Annotated in this window: 23 protein-coding genes; 8 read left to right on the top strand and 15 right to left on the bottom strand. The window is 70.7% G+C overall.

Annotation, left to right across the window (positions count from 1 at the left end; translation table 11 throughout):
- Positions 1-39: 39 nt before the first annotated feature.
- From NBZ85_RS10310 to NBZ85_RS10300, 3 genes are all read right to left on the bottom strand, one after another.
- Positions 40-711 carry an isochorismatase family protein gene (locus tag NBZ85_RS10310; protein ID WP_261560254.1) on the bottom strand — a complete coding sequence of 224 codons (672 nt, stop codon included), beginning with the start codon at positions 709-711 and terminating at the stop codon, positions 40-42.
- Positions 712-791: 80 nt separating this feature from the next.
- Entirely contained in the window at positions 792-1,235 is a 444-nt protein-coding gene (locus NBZ85_RS10305; RefSeq protein ID WP_261560253.1) for a nitroreductase family deazaflavin-dependent oxidoreductase, read from the bottom strand.
- 90 nt (positions 1,236-1,325) lie between these two features.
- Entirely contained in the window at positions 1,326-1,538 is a 213-nt protein-coding gene (locus NBZ85_RS10300) for a hypothetical protein (protein WP_261560251.1), read from the bottom strand.
- A gap of 351 nt (positions 1,539-1,889) precedes the next feature.
- Here NBZ85_RS10300 and NBZ85_RS10295 point away from each other — a divergent pair, with 351 nt between their 5' ends.
- Positions 1,890-2,612: a hypothetical protein gene (locus NBZ85_RS10295; protein ID WP_261560249.1), complete on the top strand. Its 723-nt coding sequence runs from the start codon at positions 1,890-1,892 to the stop codon at positions 2,610-2,612.
- Between the two features lie 52 nt (positions 2,613-2,664).
- Here NBZ85_RS10295 and NBZ85_RS10290 read toward each other — a convergent pair whose 3' ends face one another.
- From NBZ85_RS10290 to NBZ85_RS10260, 7 genes are all read right to left on the bottom strand, one after another.
- Positions 2,665-3,030 carry a hypothetical protein gene (locus tag NBZ85_RS10290; protein WP_261560247.1) on the bottom strand — a complete coding sequence of 122 codons (366 nt, stop codon included), beginning with the start codon at positions 3,028-3,030 and terminating at the stop codon, positions 2,665-2,667.
- Positions 3,031-3,127: 97 nt separating this feature from the next.
- Positions 3,128-4,345, bottom strand: a complete 1,218-nt coding sequence (locus NBZ85_RS10285; protein WP_261561860.1) for a cytochrome P450 — start codon at positions 4,343-4,345, stop codon at positions 3,128-3,130.
- Positions 4,342-5,613: an NAD(P)-binding domain-containing protein gene (locus NBZ85_RS10280; protein WP_261560403.1), complete on the bottom strand. Its 1,272-nt coding sequence runs from the start codon at positions 5,611-5,613 to the stop codon at positions 4,342-4,344. The genes NBZ85_RS10285 and NBZ85_RS10280 overlap by 4 nt, the downstream gene beginning before the upstream one ends.
- Positions 5,613-6,938, bottom strand: coding sequence for an NAD(P)/FAD-dependent oxidoreductase (locus NBZ85_RS10275; protein ID WP_261560402.1), 1,326 nt, complete (start codon positions 6,936-6,938; stop codon positions 5,613-5,615). Before NBZ85_RS10275 ends, NBZ85_RS10280 begins: the two co-directional genes overlap by 1 nt.
- Positions 6,935-7,129 (bottom strand): ferredoxin, encoded by a 195-nt coding sequence (locus NBZ85_RS10270; protein WP_261560401.1) that lies wholly within the window; start codon positions 7,127-7,129, stop codon positions 6,935-6,937. Before NBZ85_RS10270 ends, NBZ85_RS10275 begins: the two co-directional genes overlap by 4 nt.
- Positions 7,130-7,376: 247 nt before the next feature.
- Positions 7,377-8,171 (bottom strand): TetR/AcrR family transcriptional regulator, encoded by a 795-nt coding sequence (locus NBZ85_RS10265; RefSeq protein ID WP_261561859.1) that lies wholly within the window; start codon positions 8,169-8,171, stop codon positions 7,377-7,379.
- A gap of 152 nt (positions 8,172-8,323) precedes the next feature.
- The gene (locus NBZ85_RS10260) at positions 8,324-8,725 is read right to left on the bottom strand and encodes an NAD(P)-dependent oxidoreductase (RefSeq protein ID WP_261560577.1); all 402 of its coding nucleotides are present in this window, start codon (positions 8,723-8,725) and stop codon (positions 8,324-8,326) included.
- A 97-nt stretch (positions 8,726-8,822) separates the two neighbouring features.
- On the opposite strand from NBZ85_RS10260, the gene NBZ85_RS10255 reads away from it, so the two are divergent.
- From NBZ85_RS10255 to NBZ85_RS10245, 3 genes are all read left to right on the top strand, one after another.
- Positions 8,823-9,311 carry a MarR family winged helix-turn-helix transcriptional regulator gene (locus NBZ85_RS10255; RefSeq protein ID WP_261560578.1) on the top strand — a complete coding sequence of 163 codons (489 nt, stop codon included), beginning with the start codon at positions 8,823-8,825 and terminating at the stop codon, positions 9,309-9,311.
- A gap of 42 nt (positions 9,312-9,353) precedes the next feature.
- Entirely contained in the window at positions 9,354-10,163 is an 810-nt protein-coding gene (locus tag NBZ85_RS10250; RefSeq protein WP_261560579.1) for a nucleoside phosphorylase, read from the top strand.
- A gap of 80 nt (positions 10,164-10,243) precedes the next feature.
- Positions 10,244-10,741, top strand: coding sequence for a DinB family protein (locus NBZ85_RS10245; protein ID WP_261560580.1), 498 nt, complete (start codon positions 10,244-10,246; stop codon positions 10,739-10,741).
- Between the two features lie 11 nt (positions 10,742-10,752).
- Here NBZ85_RS10245 and NBZ85_RS10240 read toward each other — a convergent pair whose 3' ends face one another.
- From NBZ85_RS10240 to NBZ85_RS10230, 3 genes are all read right to left on the bottom strand, one after another.
- Complete coding sequence (locus NBZ85_RS10240; RefSeq protein ID WP_261561858.1) at positions 10,753-12,318, bottom strand: serine/threonine-protein kinase; 1,566 nt, start codon at positions 12,316-12,318, stop codon at positions 10,753-10,755.
- Positions 12,319-12,505: 187 nt separating this feature from the next.
- Positions 12,506-12,910 carry a hypothetical protein gene (locus tag NBZ85_RS10235; RefSeq protein ID WP_261558798.1) on the bottom strand — a complete coding sequence of 135 codons (405 nt, stop codon included), beginning with the start codon at positions 12,908-12,910 and terminating at the stop codon, positions 12,506-12,508.
- Complete coding sequence (locus NBZ85_RS10230) at positions 12,900-13,505, bottom strand: pyridoxamine 5'-phosphate oxidase family protein (RefSeq protein ID WP_261561857.1); 606 nt, start codon at positions 13,503-13,505, stop codon at positions 12,900-12,902. Before NBZ85_RS10230 ends, NBZ85_RS10235 begins: the two co-directional genes overlap by 11 nt.
- A 199-nt stretch (positions 13,506-13,704) precedes the next feature.
- Here NBZ85_RS10230 and NBZ85_RS10225 point away from each other — a divergent pair, with 199 nt between their 5' ends.
- Positions 13,705-14,838 carry an NADP-dependent oxidoreductase gene (locus NBZ85_RS10225; RefSeq protein ID WP_261561856.1) on the top strand — a complete coding sequence of 378 codons (1,134 nt, stop codon included), beginning with the start codon at positions 13,705-13,707 and terminating at the stop codon, positions 14,836-14,838.
- A gap of 388 nt (positions 14,839-15,226) precedes the next feature.
- Here NBZ85_RS10225 and NBZ85_RS10220 read toward each other — a convergent pair whose 3' ends face one another.
- Complete coding sequence (locus tag NBZ85_RS10220; protein ID WP_261558801.1) at positions 15,227-15,829, bottom strand: O-methyltransferase; 603 nt, start codon at positions 15,827-15,829, stop codon at positions 15,227-15,229.
- A gap of 464 nt (positions 15,830-16,293) precedes the next feature.
- On the opposite strand from NBZ85_RS10220, the gene NBZ85_RS10215 reads away from it, so the two are divergent.
- Positions 16,294-16,653, top strand: a complete 360-nt coding sequence (locus NBZ85_RS10215) for a MerR family transcriptional regulator (protein ID WP_261558802.1) — start codon at positions 16,294-16,296, stop codon at positions 16,651-16,653.
- A gap of 31 nt (positions 16,654-16,684) precedes the next feature.
- Here NBZ85_RS10215 and NBZ85_RS10210 read toward each other — a convergent pair whose 3' ends face one another.
- Entirely contained in the window at positions 16,685-17,656 is a 972-nt protein-coding gene (locus NBZ85_RS10210) for an aldo/keto reductase (RefSeq protein WP_261558803.1), read from the bottom strand.
- A gap of 173 nt (positions 17,657-17,829) precedes the next feature.
- Here NBZ85_RS10210 and NBZ85_RS10205 point away from each other — a divergent pair, with 173 nt between their 5' ends.
- Together NBZ85_RS10205 and NBZ85_RS10200 are read left to right on the top strand one after the other, a co-directional pair.
- The gene (locus tag NBZ85_RS10205; RefSeq protein ID WP_261558804.1) at positions 17,830-18,708 is read left to right on the top strand and encodes an SAM-dependent methyltransferase; all 879 of its coding nucleotides are present in this window, start codon (positions 17,830-17,832) and stop codon (positions 18,706-18,708) included.
- Positions 18,709-18,844: 136 nt separating this feature from the next.
- Positions 18,845-19,798 (top strand): NAD(P)-dependent oxidoreductase, encoded by a 954-nt coding sequence (locus tag NBZ85_RS10200; protein ID WP_261558805.1) that lies wholly within the window; start codon positions 18,845-18,847, stop codon positions 19,796-19,798.
- Positions 19,799-20,095 lie beyond the last annotated feature (297 nt).

The following is a 20,095-nucleotide window of genomic DNA, read 5'->3' as shown; positions in this document are numbered from 1 at the left end:
GGTAAGTCGGGATGCGCGGGTAAGTCGGGCACCGTGGGTTCAGCCTTTCCGGATCGCCGGGGACGCGGTGTCCTGCCAGTGGGCGGTCAGGTCCGCCACCGTCGTCACCGTCGCCAGCAGTCCGAACGAATGGCGCAGGACGGCGGCGGGATAGTCGGCCGGGGTTCCGGTCACGGCGTCGCGCGGCACCACGACCCCGAACCCCTCCTGGGCGGCTTCGCCCGCCGCGAGCAGGAGCGCGACGTTGACCGAGACGCCCGCGAGCACGATCGTGCGCACCCCGCGGCCGCGCAGGACCGGCAGCAGTGCGGTCCGCCAGGTCGGGGACAACCCGTGGCGGCGGGGAATGATCAGGTCTGCCGGGGACAGCAGCTCGGGCAGGACCTCGGTGTCGGGATGGCCGGCCGACCAGCCGGCCGTCGGCCCGGCGATCGCCCGCCACAGCGGGGCGCTGCCGGGATCGTGCGCCCCGGCCGTCCCGTGGAACGTCGCGTGGACCACGGTCGCGCCGGCGGCGCGGGCGGCCGGCAGGAGCCGGCGCAGCCCGTCGACGAGTGCACCCGAAACCGTGTTCAGCGCGGGGAGGATCGAATCGTCTCCGATCACCCCGCGCTGGCACTCAACGCAGACGACGGCGGTCGCGGTCGGCTCGATCCCGGTCCTCGGCCATGACGTCCGGTTCGTGGACGTCCGGTTCGTGCCTGTGGTCATCGCACCCCCACGGACGTCCGGTCCCTCGGCGTGCGACCGACGCGCCCGAACCTTGGCGTAAACCGCTTACCGTTTCAGTCCTACCACCTGCCTGGATCCCGTGTACGACGGCGGACCAGCATGATCACCGGGATCTGGCGTGTTGTCCTGGTCTGATAGGTGGCCCACTGAGGGTGGTGGGCGGCGTACCGCTCGTAGAGACGAGCGCGGTCGTCCCCGGTGGCGACGACCGCCGTGGCGGGAAGGACCTCGGTGCCCACCTCGACGGTGGCGTCCGGGTTGGCGAGCAGGTTGTGATACCAGGCGGGATTGGTCGGCTCCCCGACGACGGAGGCGAAAACCACGTAGCGGTCGCCGTCGGCGAGATAGCCGAGCGGGTTGGTGCGTGACGCTCCGGTCCTCGCCCCCGTTGTTGTCAACAGCAGGAGCGGCTTGTCGGCGAAATAGCCGCCGACCTTCCCTGCGTTGGCTCGGAACTCCTCGATGACCAGCCGGTTCTGTTCGTTCCAGTCCCGACCGCTCATACCTCCCCCAAACCCTTGGTCAACGGCTCCATCGCGGCAGCCGCGATCTGCGGTCGCAGGCTCGGCCTGGGCATGAGTACGATCTCCTTACTATCTGTCGAAATGACTGTCTGCCGAAGGTCGACATGGTCGGTCGTCCTGCCGGGGTCGAATATTCAGGTTGGTGGTGGGTGCGAGCACGCCGGCCAGGCCGATGGCGATTATGATCTCAGGGTCGAGGATGTGCGAGACGTAGGGCGTGTGCACGCCGATGCGACTCATCCACGGCAGTCCGATGGCGCAGATCAGGAACGCCGCGGTCATGACCGCCTTTGGCGGGAATCGCTCGCATGAGCCCGGCGACCAGGCCGGTGCTAGAGCATGCCCTGCTTGACCGAGGCGCCGCCGATGATGGACGCGACCGCGAAGCCGAGCAGTCCGATAGGGAGATGATGGCGAGAACCCGCCCGTGCTTCGCGTCGGGTTCGGAGGAGGCGGCTACCCGGCCGCCCGCTGCGGTGATGGTGTTACTCATGGCTGATGTCCACTCATTGACGCCTTCCTTTCCTCCCCCCAGCGGTGGCAGTCCCCCGGCGGTGGCAGTCCGCGAGCGGTGGGTGCGTCGTCGCGCCGCGCGCGTTGACATAACGCGCGTTGACATAAACGGACATTAACGTGGACGAGTATACGGCCGATCGGCATACTTGGTGGGTGGACGAGCTTGAGGCTGCCTGGTACGACTTGCAGCTCACCGGTAAAGTGCATGTCAGCGTGCCGCATCTCGCGGCGGAGGCATTGGCGGCCGGGTTCGACGGCCCCGTGCTGAGGGAGCTTGCCGGTCTCGGTGTCCGCGACGATCTCGAGGCGCTCCGCCTACTGCCGGTGGTGCTGACAGAGGCGGGCTGCGACCTCGATTCAGGCGGGGATCCATGGGGCGAGATCGTGTCCTGGGAAAGTTCGCGCGATCGGTTTGAAGCCGATCTCGTCGCTCGTACCGAGCAGGCTCTGGCAATTGTGCAGCGAGATCTGGATCGAACCGGGGCCGAGGTCGGTCGTCTCACGCTCCACTGGACGGGGCGCTTCGAGGACGACGGCGAACCGCAGCTCCTCCTCGGGTTCGACGGCGAACCGTTCCGCGGCGGCGGAGATCCACCGCCCTACGTGGGCGGGCTGGACCTGCCCCGCACAGTCCTGTCGATCGTGGGAAGCGCGCAGGATTTTATCATGGAACTGTTCATGTTCTACTGGCCCGAGTGTCCTCTTCATCGCCGCGGCCTGCACCTGCCCGAATCGGATTCGGAGTGGGAGGAAACCGAATGGCCGGCATGGCGCTGCAGGGGGGCGGGCGGACACGATGTCGCTCTGCTCGGGAAACTACGCAAGGGCAGCACAGCCTGATTTTGTAGATGGTGCGCCCTCACGCGGGCGCACCATCCGTCTGCCCGGCTGGTCAGGCTACGAGGCTCACGACGAGGGTCTGCCCGACCGTCGGTCGATACAGGGGGAAGGTCGTGCTTCGGAAGGTCCTGGTGCCGGCGACGTCGCAGCGCACCTCGGCCGTCGCGGGGCCGGGGAGCTGCGGGTTTCCGAAGACCACCGAGAACCGTCCACCCGTGCCCACGGACGCGCCGTGTGACTCCCCGCCGCCGGTAATCTTCAGTGATTCGGCGGAGCCGAACTTGCATTTGACGGTTCCGGCAACCGTCAGCGGATTGTTGATCGTGCCGGCACCGGCTGGGGCCAGCGGAATGATGGCCAGTGATGCTCCGGTCCCGGCAATCAGGACCAGAGCCCTGAATCTTGACAGTCCTCGCATGGCACACCTCCGACGCCCTCGAATACGTGCCGGCGTGCCAGTCGGCATACCCGACCGTCGAACAACTTACACGCCATTCTTAAAGGGCGACCCGGTTTTAGCGGGTTACCATGAGTTTGCGGACGCCGTAGTTGGTGCCGGTGAAGTCCATCGGGACCTCGTCCAGCGGGGTGGCGAGACGCAGGTCGGGGAAACGCCGGAAAAGCGCGGGCAGGACGGTCCTCAGCTCGGCGCGGGCGACGTTCTGGCCGAGGCAGGCGTGGACGCCGTAGCCGAAGCCCAGGTGGCGGACCATGGTGCGGTCGAGGTCGAGGGCGTCGGGGTCCCCGAACACGCGAGGGTCGCGGTTGGCGGCGTTCATGGCGACCACGACCAGCTCACCCTTGCCGATGCGGGCACCGCCGAGCTCCAGGTCCTCCTCGGCGACCCTGCCGAGGCCGAACTGGACGATGGTCAGGTAGCGCATGAGCTCCTCGACCGCGGTACCGATCTTCTCCGGGTGCTCGGTAAGGTCCCGGCGCTGCTCGGGATGGGTGAGCAGGGTGAGCGTGGACAGGCCCATCATGGCGGCCGTGGTGTCGTGGCCGGCGAACAGCAGCAGCACGCCGAGACCGACGAGCTGGTGTTCGGTCAGGATCGACCCCTCGGCGTCCGCCTTGCCGATCAGTTCGGCGAGGATGCCCTCGGTGTCGCCGGTGCGGCGCTTGTCCGCGACCAGCGCGGTGATGTAGTCGACCAGCCAGTGGGCCCCGGCGTCGCGCTCGGCGCGGCTGACGGCCATGTCCATCATCGTCTCGGTGGCGTGGTGGAAACCGTCGCGGTCGGCGTAGGGGACGCCGAGCAGTTCGCAGATCACCAGGCACGGGATGGGCAGCGACATGGCCTGGACGAAGTCGAAGGTCTCGGGTCCGGCGGCGATGGCGTCGAGATGCTCCTCGACGATCCTGTCCAGGTAGGGCTGGAGCCTGGTCTGCACGGCCTTCGGGGTGAAGCGGGCGGTGAGCAGCCGCCGGTAGGCGCCGTGGTCGGGCTCGTCCATCATCACGAAGCCCGCGTCGAACGGCGCATCGTCCCCGGTCTCGGCCTCCTCGCCCTCGGGGTTGTCGTGGCGGCGGCGCTTCGCGCTCAGGCGGGGATCGCTGAAGACCTGGCTGCCCTCCTCGAAGCGGGTGACCAGCCAGCCGGTCGAGCCGTTGGGAAAGCGGGCCCTGACGACGGGCTGGTTCTCGCGCAGCTCGGTGTACTGCGCGGGCGGGTCGAGGGGGTGGGCCCGGTCGCGGGCGACGGGCTGGTCGATGAGGTGCTGCGTCGTCATCTCTGCTCCTTCGCGGTGTGGGCCTCGACGGCGGCGGTGACGCCGGCGTGGGCGGCGGTGGCCTTGCACCAGCCGGTGTAGACGGCCAGGTGCAGGACGGCCTCGCGGAGCTGGTCGGGGGTGAGCTCGTCGTTGACCAGCCCGCCGGTGGCGATGATCTGGACGAGTTCGGGGCGGCCGACGGTGGCCGCGACGCCGAGGGTGAGCAGCCGGCGGTCGCGCACGGACAGGCCGGGCCGGGCCCAGACCTGGGCGAACAGGTAGTCCACCGTCTCATCGATGAAGGGGGTGCTCTCGCCCCCGCCCTCGCCCCGCAGGGCGGTGCTGAAGCCGGGGCCGTAGACGCGGTCCATCATTTCCAGGCCATACCGGTGCAGGTCGTCGTCGTGGCCGCCGGCGTCGGCACCGGCGGGAGTGGTCGACTCCCGGTCGTCCAGGTCGAGGGTCTGATCGGCGCGGGTCCGGGCCACCTCGACCAGGGGGACGTCGACGGCCAGGGCGGCCGCGAGGTCGCGGGCGGCATCGAGGTCCTTGGTCATCAACGGTTGGATCTTCTGCCCGGCCGCTTCGGGCAGCGTGTCGCCGCAGCCGCGCAGCCGCAGCAGGGCAAGCAGGGTGTGGCCCTCGGGGTCGGCGGTGTCGATGACCTCGGCGAGCCGGGCAGGGTCCACGCCCGCGGCGCGGGCCAGTGCGGTCGCCTCGAACACGGCACGCCAACTGCCGTAGGTGACGACGTTGCGGGCGATCTTGGTGGCCATGCCGGCGCCGAGCGGGCCGCAGTGCACGACCCTCCTGGCCCAGTCGTCCAGCACGGGCCGCGCGGCGTCCACGGTGGCCTGGTCCCCGCCGACGATCGCGACCATGCCGTGGTCGGCGGCCCGGTCGCCGGGGGTCACGCCGCAGTCCAGGAAGCCCACCTCGTGCCCGGCGCACAGCGCCGCCAGCTCGTGCACGACCGGCAGCGCGACGGTGGACAGCAGGACGACCGTCAGCCCCGGGTGAGCGCCCGCCAGCAGCCCGTTCTCGCCGCCGATGACGTCGCGTGCCTGGTCGGCGGTGACGACGGCGACCATCACGACGTCGCTGCTCCTCGCCACCTCGGCGGGGGAGCCCAGCGGGTCGCCGACGCCGGGCAGGCCCGCCGACGCGCCCGGCCGGACGTCGTGAACCGCGGGAACCCGGCCGCGCCGGGCCATGCTGACGGCGACCCCGCCGCCGATGATCCCCAGGCCCACCACGCCGGCCCGCAGCGTTTTCGTCTCCGACATCATGCGTTCCTTCCGCTGGGAGCCGGGGCCGGACCTGCGCTGGGGGCCTGGCGTGCGCTGGGGGCCGGACCTGCGCCGCGGGCGGGACCTGCGCCGGGGGCTGGATCAAGGTCGACCGCGCTCGGCCATGCGGCCTGCTCGGCGACCAGCGGGCGGTATTCGCGCGTGGCGCGGGGCATGTTGACGCCGACGACGCCGCAGACCCGGCCGTCCCGGCCGTGAAGGGCCGTCAGTCTGCGTTCGGCGAGACTGCCCTTGACGATCCGTACCCGATCGCAGCCCCGGAGCTGACCGTAGATCTGGATTTTCAGGTCGTACTGGTCGGACCAGACATAAGGAACGGGGTCGAAGGGGGTCGCATTCTCCGGCCCGGCGAGAATGTTACGGGCGACGGCCAGGCCCTGCTCGGTGGCGTTCGTACGGTGCTCGATGCGGGTGCGCTGACCGGTGCGCGGGTGCAGCCACGAGGCGACGTCGCCCGCCGCCCACACGCCCGAACCGGCGTAGAGGGTGGCGTCGCACTCCACCCCGTCCCCGATGGGGACGCCGCTCGTGGCGAGCCAGCCGATGTTGGGGCGGGCGCCGATGCCGACCAGCACGGCGTCGGCCTCGATGGTCCGGCCGTCGGCCAGCCGCACCCCGGTGGCCCGCCCGCCCTCGGTCAGGACGGCGTCGACCAGGACGGCGTCGACCAGGACACCGGGGACGATCCGCACCCCGTGCTCGGCGTGGACCTGGGAGAGCATGGCGCCCAGGTCGGGGCCGAGCGCGTCGGCCAGCGGCACTGCCGCATCCGTCACCATGGTGACCTCGGTACCCAGTTGCCGGGCGACGGCGGCCGCCTCGGCGCCGACGAAACCAGCGCCGACGATCACCAGCCGGCGTCCGGGCCGCAGCTCCTCGCGCAGCCCGAGCGCGTCCTCCAGCGTGCGCAGGACGTGCACGCCGGCGACGCCGTCGGTGCCCGGCAGTCGACGGGCGGCGACCCCGGTGGCCACGACGAGCGCGTCGTGGCCGATCCGGTCGCCGTCGGCCAGGACGACCTCGCGTGCCCCGGTGTCCAGGGCGACGGCCGCGATGCCCAACCGCAGCTCGACGTCGAGCGCGTCGAGCGCCTCGGCGCTGCGCAACCGCAGGCGGTCGGCGTCCCACGCGCCGGACAGCAGCTGCTTGGACAGCGGGGGCCGGTCGTAGGGAAGGTGGGGTTCGTCGCCGATGAGCGTCAGCCGCCCGGTGTAGCCGTCGCGCCGCAGTCCCTCCGCGACGCTCAGGCCGGCGGCCGAGGCGCCGACGACGGTGACCCGGGACGGGGCCGGGGCGGTCACTCCTGCACCTCGATGGCGGCCGCCGGGCAGGCCGCGGCAGCCTTGCGCACGTTGTCGTACTGGTCTGCCGGCGGGTTGGCGTCGAGCAGGATCACGATGCCGTCGTCGTCGCGCTGGTCGAAGACGTCGGGGGCGGCGAGCACGCACTGGCCCGCGCCGCAGCACTTGTCGACATCAACGGAAATCTTCATGAGAAACCTCCGGGCGAGCCCCTTCCGGGGGGCTGTGCCGACCGGGGGACTGGCAGATTTCGTGGTCTCGGTCACCTGTCGACCCCGGTCACCTAACTAAGTTAAGTCAGACTGTACCCATGGCCATCGGGATAGGCAAATCGCGCCGAACTAAGCGCGACATCTACTCTTCGGTCGGACACCGACCATTCTGTGCCGCTACGTCCATGTCGATGTCGTTCTGGGATTCGCCGGTGGAAATTACGGCCTATTCATGCGCGCCAAGAATTTCGGTCGATGAATCTCCGTCGCCGGGCCGGTCCGCATTTCCGGCCAGGATAGCCCTGAGGTGGCGCGAGGCGGCGGTTTCCGGGGGAGCGGACCGGAAGGGTGGCGATGTACCCGGCGTGTTCGCGACGAGGGAGTCGAGCAGGCCGTCGGCTAGTTGCAGCGTCAGGTTCTCCGTCGACTCGTCGGGGAAGAGGCTGTGGTGGAGCGTCACCATGCCGTGCAGCCCCGCCCACAGGGTCTGCGCCGCCTGTTCCACCGGCAGGGACAGCGCATACCCGGTTTTCTGGCAGCGCCGGAAACCGGCGCGGAAACTGGCCGAGACGCCGTGAGCCGGGTGCGCGCTGATCCTCGCGACCTCGACCGTCGGCTGCGGCACCTCGAACATGAGCCGGTAGTGCCCGGGGTTGCTCAGCGCGAACCGGCAGTAGGCATGCGTCTGCGCCCGCAGCGGCTCGCGGGCATCGGGGCCGTCGCTGGCCGTATCCGCCCGCGCCATGCCCGCGACCAGGTCGTCGTACTTGTCTGCCAACGCCGCCCAGACCAGTGCCGCCTTGTCGGGGAAATGCAGGTAAATGCTAGGCGCTGAGACCCCGACCTCGTTGGCGACCGCGCGCATCGTCAGCTTTTCGGCACTGCCCCATTCCACCAGCAGGCGGTTCACCGCGGCCAGGATCTCCCGGCGAAGCTGCTCCCCCTGCCCCCGCAGGCTGCGCGCCCTGCCCGAGCCGCCCGGCCCACCCGAGCCGCCGCTCCGAGACCGCGCGGTCGCCATCGGTCACCACCTCCGCCCAAAGCCTACGTCGCACGCAGATCGACGCCCCGAGAATGCACATCGTCATTAGTCGGAGCATCGGCGTACCCGTGACAGGCCATCACTGGGGGTGCGGTGGATTCCTCACGATCCCCGGCCATCCTGCTGGCCGGCTACGAGGTGATGGCGACGGCGCGGCAGGCGTAGTCGTCCCGGGCGATGGCGACATAGAGGTTGCGGTGGCGGCTGTCGGCCACGCCGTAGCCGCTGAAGGCGATCAGGCGTGCCACGCCGTGGGCCTGCATCGCCGGCAGGATGGTGCGCATCCCGTCCGTGCAGACCGTGCTGCCCCATCTGCGCTGGCCCAGCGCGCTGAGCACGGCGTCGCTGCCGGCGATGACCTGCTTCACGACGTCCGCGTCGCGGACGTCACCGGCCACCGGTCGCAGGCGTTCGTGGGCGGGGAGACCGCGGGGGTCGCGGGCGAGCGCGGTGACCGTGTGGCCCTGCGCCAACGCCTGGTCAAGCACGTGCCGCCCGGTGTGTCCGGTGCCGCCGAAGACCGCCGGATGCATGCCTGTTCCCTCCATCAGGGGAATGGTTTGAGATTCCAAGCATCGGGGAAGATGCTTGGAGTCGTCAAGTTTTGGAGGCTCCAGGTATCGTCGAGAGGTGGGCGACGTTGACGGGCCTTCCGACGACTCGCTGATCCACGCCGTCGTCAAGCAGGTCGTCACCCTCGCGGCCGCGACCGGCGAGCACGCCGCGGACCTGGTGAAGGAACTCGATCTCACCGAGGCGCTCGCCGGCGCGCTGTGGCGGCTGGATCCTGACGGGCCGCCGCCCTCGATGCGCGCGCTGGCGGCAACGCTGAACTGTGACCCGTCCACCGTCACGTTCCTCACGGACCGGCTGGAACAGCGCGGCCTGATCCAGCGGCGACCGGCACCTACGGATCGCCGCCAGAAGATCATCACCTTGACCCGTCGAGGCGTCGAGGTGCGCGCGCGGCTCGTGCAGGCGTTCACCGTGGGCTCCCCGCTCGCCCGCCTCTCCCCGGACGACCAGCAACACCTCTACGCGCTGCTCGCCAAGGCGGGGGCAGACCCGAGCCAGTTCACGTGCCGAGCGGCCGCCTCAGCCGTTCCTCGCGAGCCCTGAGACGACCGGACCGGCGAGATGCGAGCGGCCAGAATGATCCGGGTGGAGATTCCAGATTCTTCGTCGATTCCGTTGGTCGAGTTCGATCCCTCGCCGGTGGGCATGGTCCGGCCGTTCGCGGGCCGGGGCTACGAGAAGACGGGTATCCGGCTGCCGGAACTCGCGGTGATGTGTTTCTTCCGGGAGGTCGTGGACGCCCTGGTGGAGACCCACCAGGCCCGGGTGCTGACCGAACTGGTCGGCGAGCACGGCCGGCATCCCGTCTACGAGGTGATCCTGGAGGGGACGCCGATCGCCGTGTTCCAGCCGGGCATCGGCGCACCGCTGTGCGCCGGCTTCATGGAGGAGGCCATCGTGCTCGGCGCCCGGACGCTGGTGGCCTGCGGCGGGGCGGGATCGCTGGTCGACTCCCTCGTGCTCGGGCAGGTCATCGTCCCCGACCGGGCCGTCCGCGACGAGGGAACTTCGTTCCACTACCAGCCACCCAGCCGCGAGGTGAGCGCCGATCCCGCCGGGGTGGCGGCAGCCGAGGCGGTGCTGGCCCGGCACGGGGTGCCGTTCGTCCGCGGCAGGACCTGGACGACCGACGCGATCTACCGGGAGACGCCGGCCAAGGTCGAGGCGCGGCGCGCGGAGGGCTGCCTCACGGTGGAGATGGAGGCTGCCGCCTTCTTCGCGGTCGCCCGGTTCCGCGGGGTGCGGTTCGCGCAGCTCCTCTACGCCGGCGACTCGTTGGCCGGACCGGTCTGGGCGTCGCGGGACTGGCAGCAGGCACTGTCCATCCGCGAGCGCCTGTTCCGCCTCGCCGCGGAGACCTGCATGGAACTGGGCCGCACGGCTACGGTCTCCTGAGGCGCCGGTAGACGGAGGTCGGCGCAGGTGGGCGCAGGTCAGGCGGAGATCGGTTAGATGGGGATCAGGAGGAGCTGACGGTGGAGCAGGTGTGCAGCGAGTGCGACTTCGACGCGTCCGCCGTCGGGGTCGGGCAGGTCGCCGCCGATCTCGGCCTGGTGACCGGGAGAATCGCCGAGCACCTGCGGGCCCTGCCCGCGGATGTCGTGCGGCACCGCCCGGCGCCGAGTATCTGGTCGCCGATCGAGTACCTCGGGCACCTGCGCGAATCGATGGCCTTTCACCGGTGGCTGATCGAACGGGCCACCGCCGAGCAGACCCCGGTGATCCCGGCCGTTGACCCCGACGCATCGGTGGCGGCGGCGGGCTACCGCCACGGTGACCTGGACGATCTCCTCGGCCAGTTCGAACGCCGGGTCGCCCGCCTGCGCGAGACGATGGCACAACTCGACGAGGACCTGGCGCGCCGGGCGATCGACCTCGACGGCCGGGTCGTCGACGTCGCCCTGGTGGCCCGCAGCGCGCTGCACGAGTGCCACCACCACGACGGGGACATCGTCCGGGCCGGTCAGGGCTGATGCGGCACGTGTCAGCGAGGAGAGTCGAGACGTATGTCGGTCACGCTGCCCCAGGAGTACCAGGCGAGGGAGAAGGAGGCCCTACGGTCCGGCGGGACAGGGAAGTCCCCCCAGCTCACGTGGGTGCAGGGAAACGATGCGCACTGCGTTTCGCCGAGGTGCTGAGAGCAGTAATCGGCGATGAGTGGCACCCGCGTACCGTCGGCCAGGACAAGACTCGCGGTATTGCTCGAAGGCACGCTCGGGCACACGAGTGAAGACTGGTTCGCCAGCTTCTGGTAACGAATCAATGCCTGCATCGTGCCGTTGTTTCTGACGCTTATGGACGTCAGGGTCACCCGCCAGGAACCGTCACCGGTGAAGTCCCGATTGATGGCGTAGGTTCCTGGAACGGGCGGTTTCGGGCCCGAGTCCGTGGTCGGTGTGGGAGTGTTGGTCGGCGCTGTTCCCTGGCTCGGCGAACCGATGGGGCGGGAGGCCGAGCCGGCATCGGTGTCGGGGTCGTCCTTTCCCGTGCGGTGAAGCCGCGGAAGCAGCAGCGTAAGGACAATGGCGACACCGACGGGAACCGCCAGCCAGGGCACCAGGCGACGGCCCACGGCGGGACCGGGTTCCCGCTGCGCCGGCGGGTGCGCGATGCCGCCCGGCGGGGCGGCCGGTGGCAGCTGCGGCGACACCGGCAGCTGCGGCGACACCGGCGTGTGCGGCGTGTGCGGCGCGGGGCGCCGCGTCGACGCGGTGATGGTCATGGGGCGACCGGCCTGGCGGAGCAGCGTCGCCGCGGTTCGCGCGTCGGGTCTTTCGGCGGGGGCCTTGGCCAGCATTGCCCACAGGACACCGCCGAGTGGACCGACTCGCAGGCCGGGGCGTGGCGGCTCGAAAAGTATGCCGGCGAGCATCGCGGCGGTGTTCTCGCCGCCGAAGGGAAGAGCGCCCTCGACCGCCTGGTAGAGAGTGACCCCGAGCGAGAACACGTCGCTACGGAGGTCCGGTGGCCCGTCGCCGAAGCGTTCCGGGGCAATATAGGCCAGGGTGCCGACGACTCCGGTGGCGGTGAGCGTGCTGTCGTCGTGGTGCGAGGCGATGCCGAAGTCGGTGAGCAGGACCCGTCCGTCCTGGGTGAGCAGGATGTTGGACGGCTTGATGTCGCGGTGCGCGACCCCGCGATCGTGGGCGAAGGCGAGCGCGTCGGCCGCGTCGGCGCCGATCCGGGCGACCTCGTCGACGGACAGCTGCCGAGCGCGCAACCGGTCGAGGAGCGACTCGGACTGGGTGATCAGCTCCATGACGATCCACGGCAGGCCTTCGTCGTCGAGGACATCGTGGACGGTCACGATCCCCGGATGGCTCCGCAACCGAGCCGCGTGCTCCGCCTCGCGGCGTGCACGCGCGACCCGCTCCGCACGCTCCCGGGCAGAGACGTCGGCCGGGAGACGAACCTCCTTCAACGCGACGTCCACTTTCAGCGTCTCGTCGCGGGCGCGCCACACGGTGCCCATTCCGCCGGCGCCGAGACGGTCGAGTATCCGATACCGGCTTCCGACAATTCTGCCGACGGCACCATCTTTTCCGGTCATGTCGGCGCCCCCCGGACGATCGCCTGGCCGGTCGGGCGAGGCGCGCTTTGTGACGGCAAGCATAGTACGCCCGCAGATGGGCGATGCGCCGTGCTCGCGCTGTCCGCTGTCCGCTGTCCGCTGTCCGCTGTCCGCTGTCCGCCGTCCGGGGCCACCCTCGGCGTCCGTCACCATGTCGGTGACATCGTCAGGGTTCGCGTGGGCTGACGGGTCCGCTGGATTCCGGGTCGGCCAGGGCCGCGAAATCGAAGCTGCTGGTGTGCCGCTCCCGGACGGTCCACCGGTGCCGGCCGTCCGCCGTCGCGGCCGCGGTCACCTCGCCGCGCACGATCGCGCCCCTGATCTCGTCGTATCTGGTCCCCTCCTCGGCGACGCAGCACACCGCGTCGCCAAGGCCGACCCTGGCGGCGGTCCCCGTCGGATCGGTGAACTCGACCGTGATCTCCTCCCCGTGCCGATCGGCGCCGGCCAGGGTGCCGACGGGCCAACCGTCCGCGTTCACGTAGGCGACGACCATCTCCGCGGAGCCGTCGAGGAATGCCGTGAGCTGCTCGGCGCCCATCGCGATCCGCCGGCGGCGCTCAGCCGGCATCGCCCACTCCTTCCGGGCCGTGGGTGAACAGGGCGGTGAGCGGGGTCACCCGGATGATGATCCGCCTGCCGTCGAGCAGTCTCTCCCGGACCCTGCTGACGACGTGGGGCGGCGTCACGACATGGGGTGTCACGACATGGGGTGTCAGGACGTGGGGTGTCAGGACGTGGGGTGTTGCGACGCGGGGCGGTGTGGACGGGCCCGGCGTCGGATCCTCGCCGTCGCGCATCCAGTTCTCGATGCTTCCCTCGCCGGGCTGCACGCGGCCCCAGACGCTGAGCACCCGCCGATCGGCGGCCCGGTCACGGGGCACCACGACCACGCACACCCTGCCGTCGCGCCGCAGGTGGGCGACCTTCGCACTCCTGCGGTAGGTGTTGAACTCCAGCGTCCCGTCGCACCAGCGGACGGTCATCGGGTAGCCGATCGGCCCGCCGTCCGCACGGGTCGTGATCAGGAAGCCACGCGTGTGCGCGGCAAGGAACCGGCGGTGTTCGCCGGTCAGGGGATCGCCAGGCGGTTGGCCGTCGTGCCCGTGCCGGTCGGGTAATTCCGCGCCCAGACCAGCGGCGGCATCCTCCGTCGGAACCGTCATATCCGATCTCCCTCCGGTGGGAACTGGGCTGGGACGAAGCCGCCGAAGCCTCGCCTCCGATGAAACCCCGTGTTCATGGTCGCCGCACGCGACCCGGACTCTCGCTTTCTACAGGCGGAGCGGTGAGGACCGACGAGGGCAGTTCTCCCGCGTGGCGGGCTTGACCTTTACGCCTACGGCAGCTTCTACCGTCGGCGGCATGAGTGCCTCCTCACCCACTGCCTCCTCGTCCGCTGCGTCTTCGCCCACCTCGTCGACGCCGACCCTGCCGGCGTCCGTCCCGGCCTCCGGTCGGCAGGTGCGCCTCGCCGCGCATCCGGCCGGGCTTCCGACCCCGGAGGACTTCCGGGTGGAGCTGGCCGCGGTGCCGGCCGCGCGGCCCGGCCAGGTCGTCGTCCGCACCCGCCTGTTCGCCCTCGACGCCGCCGCCCGACTGTTCCTCGGCGCCGTCGGCCTGCCGCTGCCCCGCCTCCCCCTCGGTGACGTCGTGCCGGGGGCGGCGCTCGGGGAGGTCGTCGCCAGCACCGACCCCGGCTTCGCCGTCGGCGACGAGGTCTGCCACCAGCTTGGCTGGCGGGAGTTCGCCGTCGCCGACGCGGCGGCGCTGCGGCGGGTCGACACCACCGTCCTCCCGAGCCCGACCGCGTATCTGGCTCCACTGCTGACCGCCTGGGCCGGTCTGGTCGCGGTGGCCGAGCTGCGCCCCGGCGACACCGTCTTCGTCTCCGGCGCGGCCGGGGCGGTCGGCGGCCTCGCCGGTCAGATCGCGCGGCTGCGCGGCGCCGGGCGGGTCATCGGCAGCGCCGGATCACCGGCCAAGGTCGCACACCTGACCGGGACGCTCGGCTTCGACGCGGCCTTCGACTACCGGGACGGCCCCGTCCTGGAGCGGCTGCGCGCTCTCGCCCCGGACGGCATCGACGTCTACTTCGACAACACCGGCGGCGCGCAGCTCGCCGCCGCCGTCCGCCTGTTGCGCCCGCACGGCCGGGCGGTGCTGTGTGGGCTGCTCGATCGCCAGAACGGTCCGCGGCGCGCCCATGCCAGCGGCGAGGAGACGACGCCGGACCTGGGTTACGCCGTCACCAACCGGCTCACCCTGCGGGGCCTGCGCACCGCCGACTTCGCGGACCGCCGCGCCGAGGCCGAACAGGAGATCGGCCGCTGGCTTGCCGCCGGTCGGCTGCGACTCGACGAGACCGTCGTGGCCGGGATCGAGAACGCGCCGCGTGCCTTCGTCGACCTGTTGCGCGGCGAGTTCACCGGCCGGGTCCTCGTCCGGGTCGATGGGCAGCCTGATCACAAGACCGGCCTGGCGCCTCTGGACGAGTGAGACCTCTGGCGTTCCGGTGGTGGTCGGGAGGCAGCCGGTCGGGCCCAGCCGGGGTTGTCCTGTCGGCGACGGAATTCGGCGGCTGGCGCCGTCGTGCCGAAGTCGCACATGTTGTCTGCGACGCTGATCGTGACCGCCGGGGGGACGATCTGGTCGCTGCGGTCGAGCACGTCGCCAGGTAGGTCGATCCCGTCGGCGGCGTCGAGCTTGGCGGCATTTGACGGGTCGCCGGCGTCATGGCGCGCTGGGAGGCGCCGTGACCGCGCGGCGGAGCCTGGCCCGCTGCCCTCCTGCCCATGGAGCCTCGACGATCCGGGAGGCGGTACCTTTGACGCTCCGAAGGAGCGGATCTTGTTGGCGCAGTGAGCCCTCGACCCCTTCGCCATCCTCATTGACGGCGCATCGCCACGAGCGTGGCCAGAGACGGGGAAAGTCGGATTTCCGTGCCCTGGAGGAGCGGATGGTTCAGCCAGTGGTTACGAGCAGCGTCGTGCTCCGACGCACCAGGCTGACCGGCCGGGACGAAGTCGTCGAGCGCGACCGTCCCTCCCGGCTTGAGCCAACCATCGGCAGGATCAAGAGGTGAGTCCACGCTGAGGTCCTTGCCTTTACCTCCACCGTCCAGGACCAGCAGATCGAACGGGCCGTAATCTCGTAATCCGTGCCAGTCTCCATGAACGATGCGGACGTTGCGGTGACCATCGAAGAAGTCCGCCGACGCGGCGGCCCGCTCCGCGTCCAGTTCAATACTCACAAAAGATGTGTCCGGACCGGCCGCGTCGACCATCCAGGCCAGTCCAACACCGCAGCCCGTTCCTGTCTCTCCCACAAGGCCACCGGTCCAGCCCCTTGCGAGAACCGACAGCAACCAGCCCTGCTCCGGAGCGCAGGAGTTATCAAAACCACACTCCCGGGCAAGGTCCACCGCCGCGGCGACCAGATCAGGCAGCCTCGCGCGATCGTCGTATGCCGTGTTGCCACCAACTGACATGGCAACATGATCCCCCAGCTGGTGCTGGTGCGGGGGTCTTCCGCGAGTGGCTGACCCACGACGTTCAGCCGCGTGGCAGGCTGCCGTGCATGGCGCCCGGTGATCCGTCCCAGGTTGACGGTGTAGTGCTGGTGGTGCGTCCCGATCTGACGGACGCCGGTCTCAACGAGCTGTTCGGCGCGTCGTGGCCGGACCGCGGGCCTGCGTCGTTTGCACCGGTGCTGGCCTACCTGTCAGGCTCTCAGGAGATGCCGGCTACCGCGAGCCGATCCTGCGTACGGCACTCGACGCGCTCCGACCGGGGAAGGATGGTGCCGGAGACTGAGATCAACGATCCGTTGTCCGTGGGAACACAATCATCTCGGTGATCCCCTCCGGCATCTCGGTGATCGCCTCCGGCCCGGCCGTGCGAGCCATAATGCGAACATCGGTCAGCCGTCGAGTGTGCGGAGTGAGGCGGGCGGATGCAGATCGGCGAGCTGGCGCGTGCGGCCGGTACCACCCCGCGCGCGTTGCGGTACTACGAGGAGCAGGGCCTGCTGCGGTCGAGCCGCACCCGCGCGGGCTACCGCGTGTACGGCGACGCCGCCGTCACCACCGTCGACAACATCCGGCACCTGCTCGTCAGCGGGTTCACCGTGGACGACGTCCGTTCCCTGCTCCCGCTGCTCGACCATGCGCTGCCGGAGCAGTTCGAAGCCAGGCCCGCCTGTTCCGATGCGCTCGCCGTGGGCGCCCGACGGCTGAGCGCGCTGGAGGAACGCATCGCCGCCCTCACCGCGCTCCGGGACCGGCTGGCCCACCGGCTCGGCCCCACCCGCTGACCGGCTCGGCCCCACCCGTTGAGCGGACTGGTCAGCGGTTGATGGTGGTCATGTCGGCGTAGCGGTCGCCGACCGGCGGCTCGATCGCGTCGAGCCGGGTGAGCTGGTCGGGGGCGAGGACGAGTGCGTCCGCGCCCACGTTCTCCTCCAGCCGGCTGACCCGCTTGGTGCCCGGGATCGGCGCGAGGTCGTCGCCCTTGGCGAGCAGCCAGGCCAGCGCCACCTGCGCCGGGGTCGCCCCGAGCTCGCCGGCGACGGCCTCCACCTCGGCGACGATCCGCAGGTTCTGGGCGAGCGCCTCGGCGGCGAACCGGGGATTGCCACCGCGGAAGTCGCTGGCCTCGAGCTGGTCCGCCGAGCGGATCTGGCCGGTCAGGAAGCCGCGGCCGAGTGGGGAGTAGGGGACGAAGCCGATGCCGAGCTCGCGCAGCAGCGGCAGGAGCTCCGCCTCCGGCTCCCGCGACCACAGCGAGTACTCGGTCTGCAGGGCCGTGATCGGATGGGTCGCATGCGCCCGCCGGATCGTCTCGACGCCGGCCTCGGACAGGCCGATATGGCGGATCTTGCCTTCGGTGACCAGCTCACCGAGCGCCCCGACGGTGTCCTCGATCGGCGTGTCCGGGTCCACTCGGTGCTGGTAGTAGAGGTCGACGTGCTCCACCCCGAGGCGGCGCAGCGACCCCTCGAGCGCGGCCCGCAGGCTCGCCGGCGAGCTGTCCAGGCCGGGCCGGTCGTCGCCGCGGTGCGAGATCAGCCCGAACTTGGTGGCCAGCACCACCTCGTCGCGGCGCCCGGCGATCGCTCGGCCGACGAGCTCCTCGTTGCGGTACGGGCCGTAGATCTCCGCGGTGTCCAGGAAGGTGACGCCGAGGTCCAGCGCCCGGTGGATCGTCCGGATCGACTCGGTGTCGTCCGCACCGGCGCCGGCGTAGTACGCCGACATCCCCATCGCGCCGAGACCGAGACGGGAGACGTCCAGTCCGGCCAGTGACACATGCTGCATGCGCCGTGATCCAATCCGAGTGGGGTGGGACGAGCCGGGTGCGGCGGTCAGTGGTGACGCTAGTCCCTCGCCTCGCGGGAGGCATGGGAGGCATGGGAGGCGAGAGGGTTTCCCGGACCGCCCGCGTCGGAGTGTGAGAGCCGGGACGGTTAGGGTGATTCGACGGAGTCGTCTTGGTTGAGGGGGTGGTCGCGGTGGCGGGAGAAGAAGCGCAGGACCTGACGGACCGGCGGTGGTGGCAGAGTCTTGTGGAGGAGCACCAGACGGTCGATCTCAAGACCGATCAGCCACATTCGGCTCGGATGTACGACTACTTCCTCGGTGGGAAGGACAACTTTCCCGCTGACCGGGAGGCGGCCGAGCAGTCACTGGTCGCGTTCCCGAACCTGAGGACCGTCGCGCGGGAGAACCGGGCGTTCCTGGCCCGGACGGTCCGTTTCCTGGCCGGCGAGGTCGGGATCCGGCAGTTCCTCGACATCGGCACCGGCATCCCCACCTCGCCGAACCTGCACGAGATCGCCCAGGAGATCGCGCCCGACGCGCGTGTGGTGTATGCGGACAACGACCCGATCGTCCTCACGCATGCCCGCGCGCTGCTCACCGGCACCACGCAGGGCGCCACCGCCTATCTCGACGTCGACGCCCGCAACGTCGCGGGCATTCTGACCGCCCCCGAGCTGCGCGACACCCTCGACGTGACGAAGCCGATCGCGCTGTCCCTCATCGCGCTCTTTCACTTCATTCCTGACTCCGACGACCCCTACGGCATCGTGCGTAGCCTCGTCGACGCGCTCCCCGCCGGCAGCTACCTGGCACTCTCGCATGTCACCGCCGACGAGGACTCGGGGTGGGAGCAGGTCGCCGAGACCTACCGCAGCCGCGGAATCCCCCTCCAGCCGCGTACCCGCGCGCAGGTCGCGCGCTTCTTCGATGGTTTGGAGCTGGTCGAGCCGGGCGTGCAGGTCGTGCACCGTTGGCGTCCCGACGGCACCGCGACGGGCCTGACCGACCTCGAGGTCAGCAACTACGGCGGGGTCGGCCGGAAGGCCTGACGGGCGCCGAGGGGCCACGCCGGAAGGAAACACGCCGGGAGAAAGCCGAGGGGCCACGCCGGGAGGAAACAGGCGCTGGGCGGGCACTGCGGCCGTCCACCGCGCTCCCGGCGTCCGCCTGGTTCACCATGGGGCGGTGACGCAGGACGCGGGACCGGTCGGCTTCGTCGGGCTCGGCACGATGGGGCAGCCGATGGCGGCGAACCTCGTCGCGGCCGGATTGCCGCTGCTGGTGTGGAACCGCACGCCCGGCCGCGCCGGGCCCCTGGTGGCGGCCGGAGCCGGGGCCGCCGAGGAGGCCGCCGAGGTGTTCGCGTGTTGCCGCGTCGTGATCGTCATGCTCACCGGCCCCGAGGCGATCGACGCGGTGCTCGACCGCGGCGGCCCGACCTTCCCGGCCCGGCTGCGGGGCCGCACACTCGTCCAGATGGGAACGACCTCGCCGGCCTACTCGCTGGCCCTCGACGCCGACGTCCGCGCGGCGGGCGGCCGGTTCGTCGAGGCGCCGGTGTCCGGGTCGCGCGGGCCCGCCGAGGCAGGCCGGCTCGTGGCCATGCTCGCCGGCAACCCGGCCGACGTCGCCGCCGTGCGACCGCTGCTCGTCCCGATGTGCCATGACCTGGAGAACTGCGGGCCCGTTCCCCGGGCGATGTCGACGAAGCTTGCTGTCAACCTGTTCCTGACCACGCTGGTGACGGGGCTCGCGGAGGCGGTGCACTTCGCCGGGCGCAACGACGTCGACCTCGGCGTGCTCGGCCGGGTGCTGGGCGCGGGCCCGATGGCCAGCGACGTCTCCCGGGCGAAGCTGCCGAAGCTCGTCGAGCGTGACTTCACCGTGCAGGCCGGCATCCTCGATGTGCTGGCGGTCCTCCAGCTGATCACCCAGACGGCCCGGGCCAGCGGTGTCGCGTCACCGCTGACGGACGTCTGCCATGCCCTGTACCGCGAGACCCTGGCGCACGGTCTCGCCGCTGCCGACATGGTCGCCGTTCTCGCCGCCCTCGAATCCCGCAGTGATTCCGGCACCTCACGGGATACCTTTCCAGGCGTAGACGGGTATGCCGGAAGGTGGACGTCGGTACCGTCGTAAATCGGTACACACCGGCCGGTCGGACTACCGTCACCTGCTGGCCCTCGCCCAGACCCATGGCCCGAGAAAGGGCAAGGGACGCCGTCGCCGGGAGGACGCTCACGCGGCTCATGTCGCGGGAGTGCGGCGGCGCACCCTTCGCCTCCGTCGTGGCGCCGGCCCGCTGGCCGGCGAGCTGACCACGGGATGAATCGGCGCCCCGGGAGGCGGCGAACCTGTGTCTCCTGTCCTGACGCCGAGCGGCAGAGCTGCGCGTTTCGCAGGCCGTCGACGTGTTGTTGACCGTGCCCACCCACC

Source organism: Frankia tisae (assembly GCF_025403405.1).
GTDB lineage: Bacteria > Actinomycetota > Actinomycetes > Frankiales > Frankiaceae > Frankia > Frankia tisai.
Note: the sequence above shows the minus strand (reverse complement) of the source record. Positions and strands in the feature narration are given on the sequence as shown.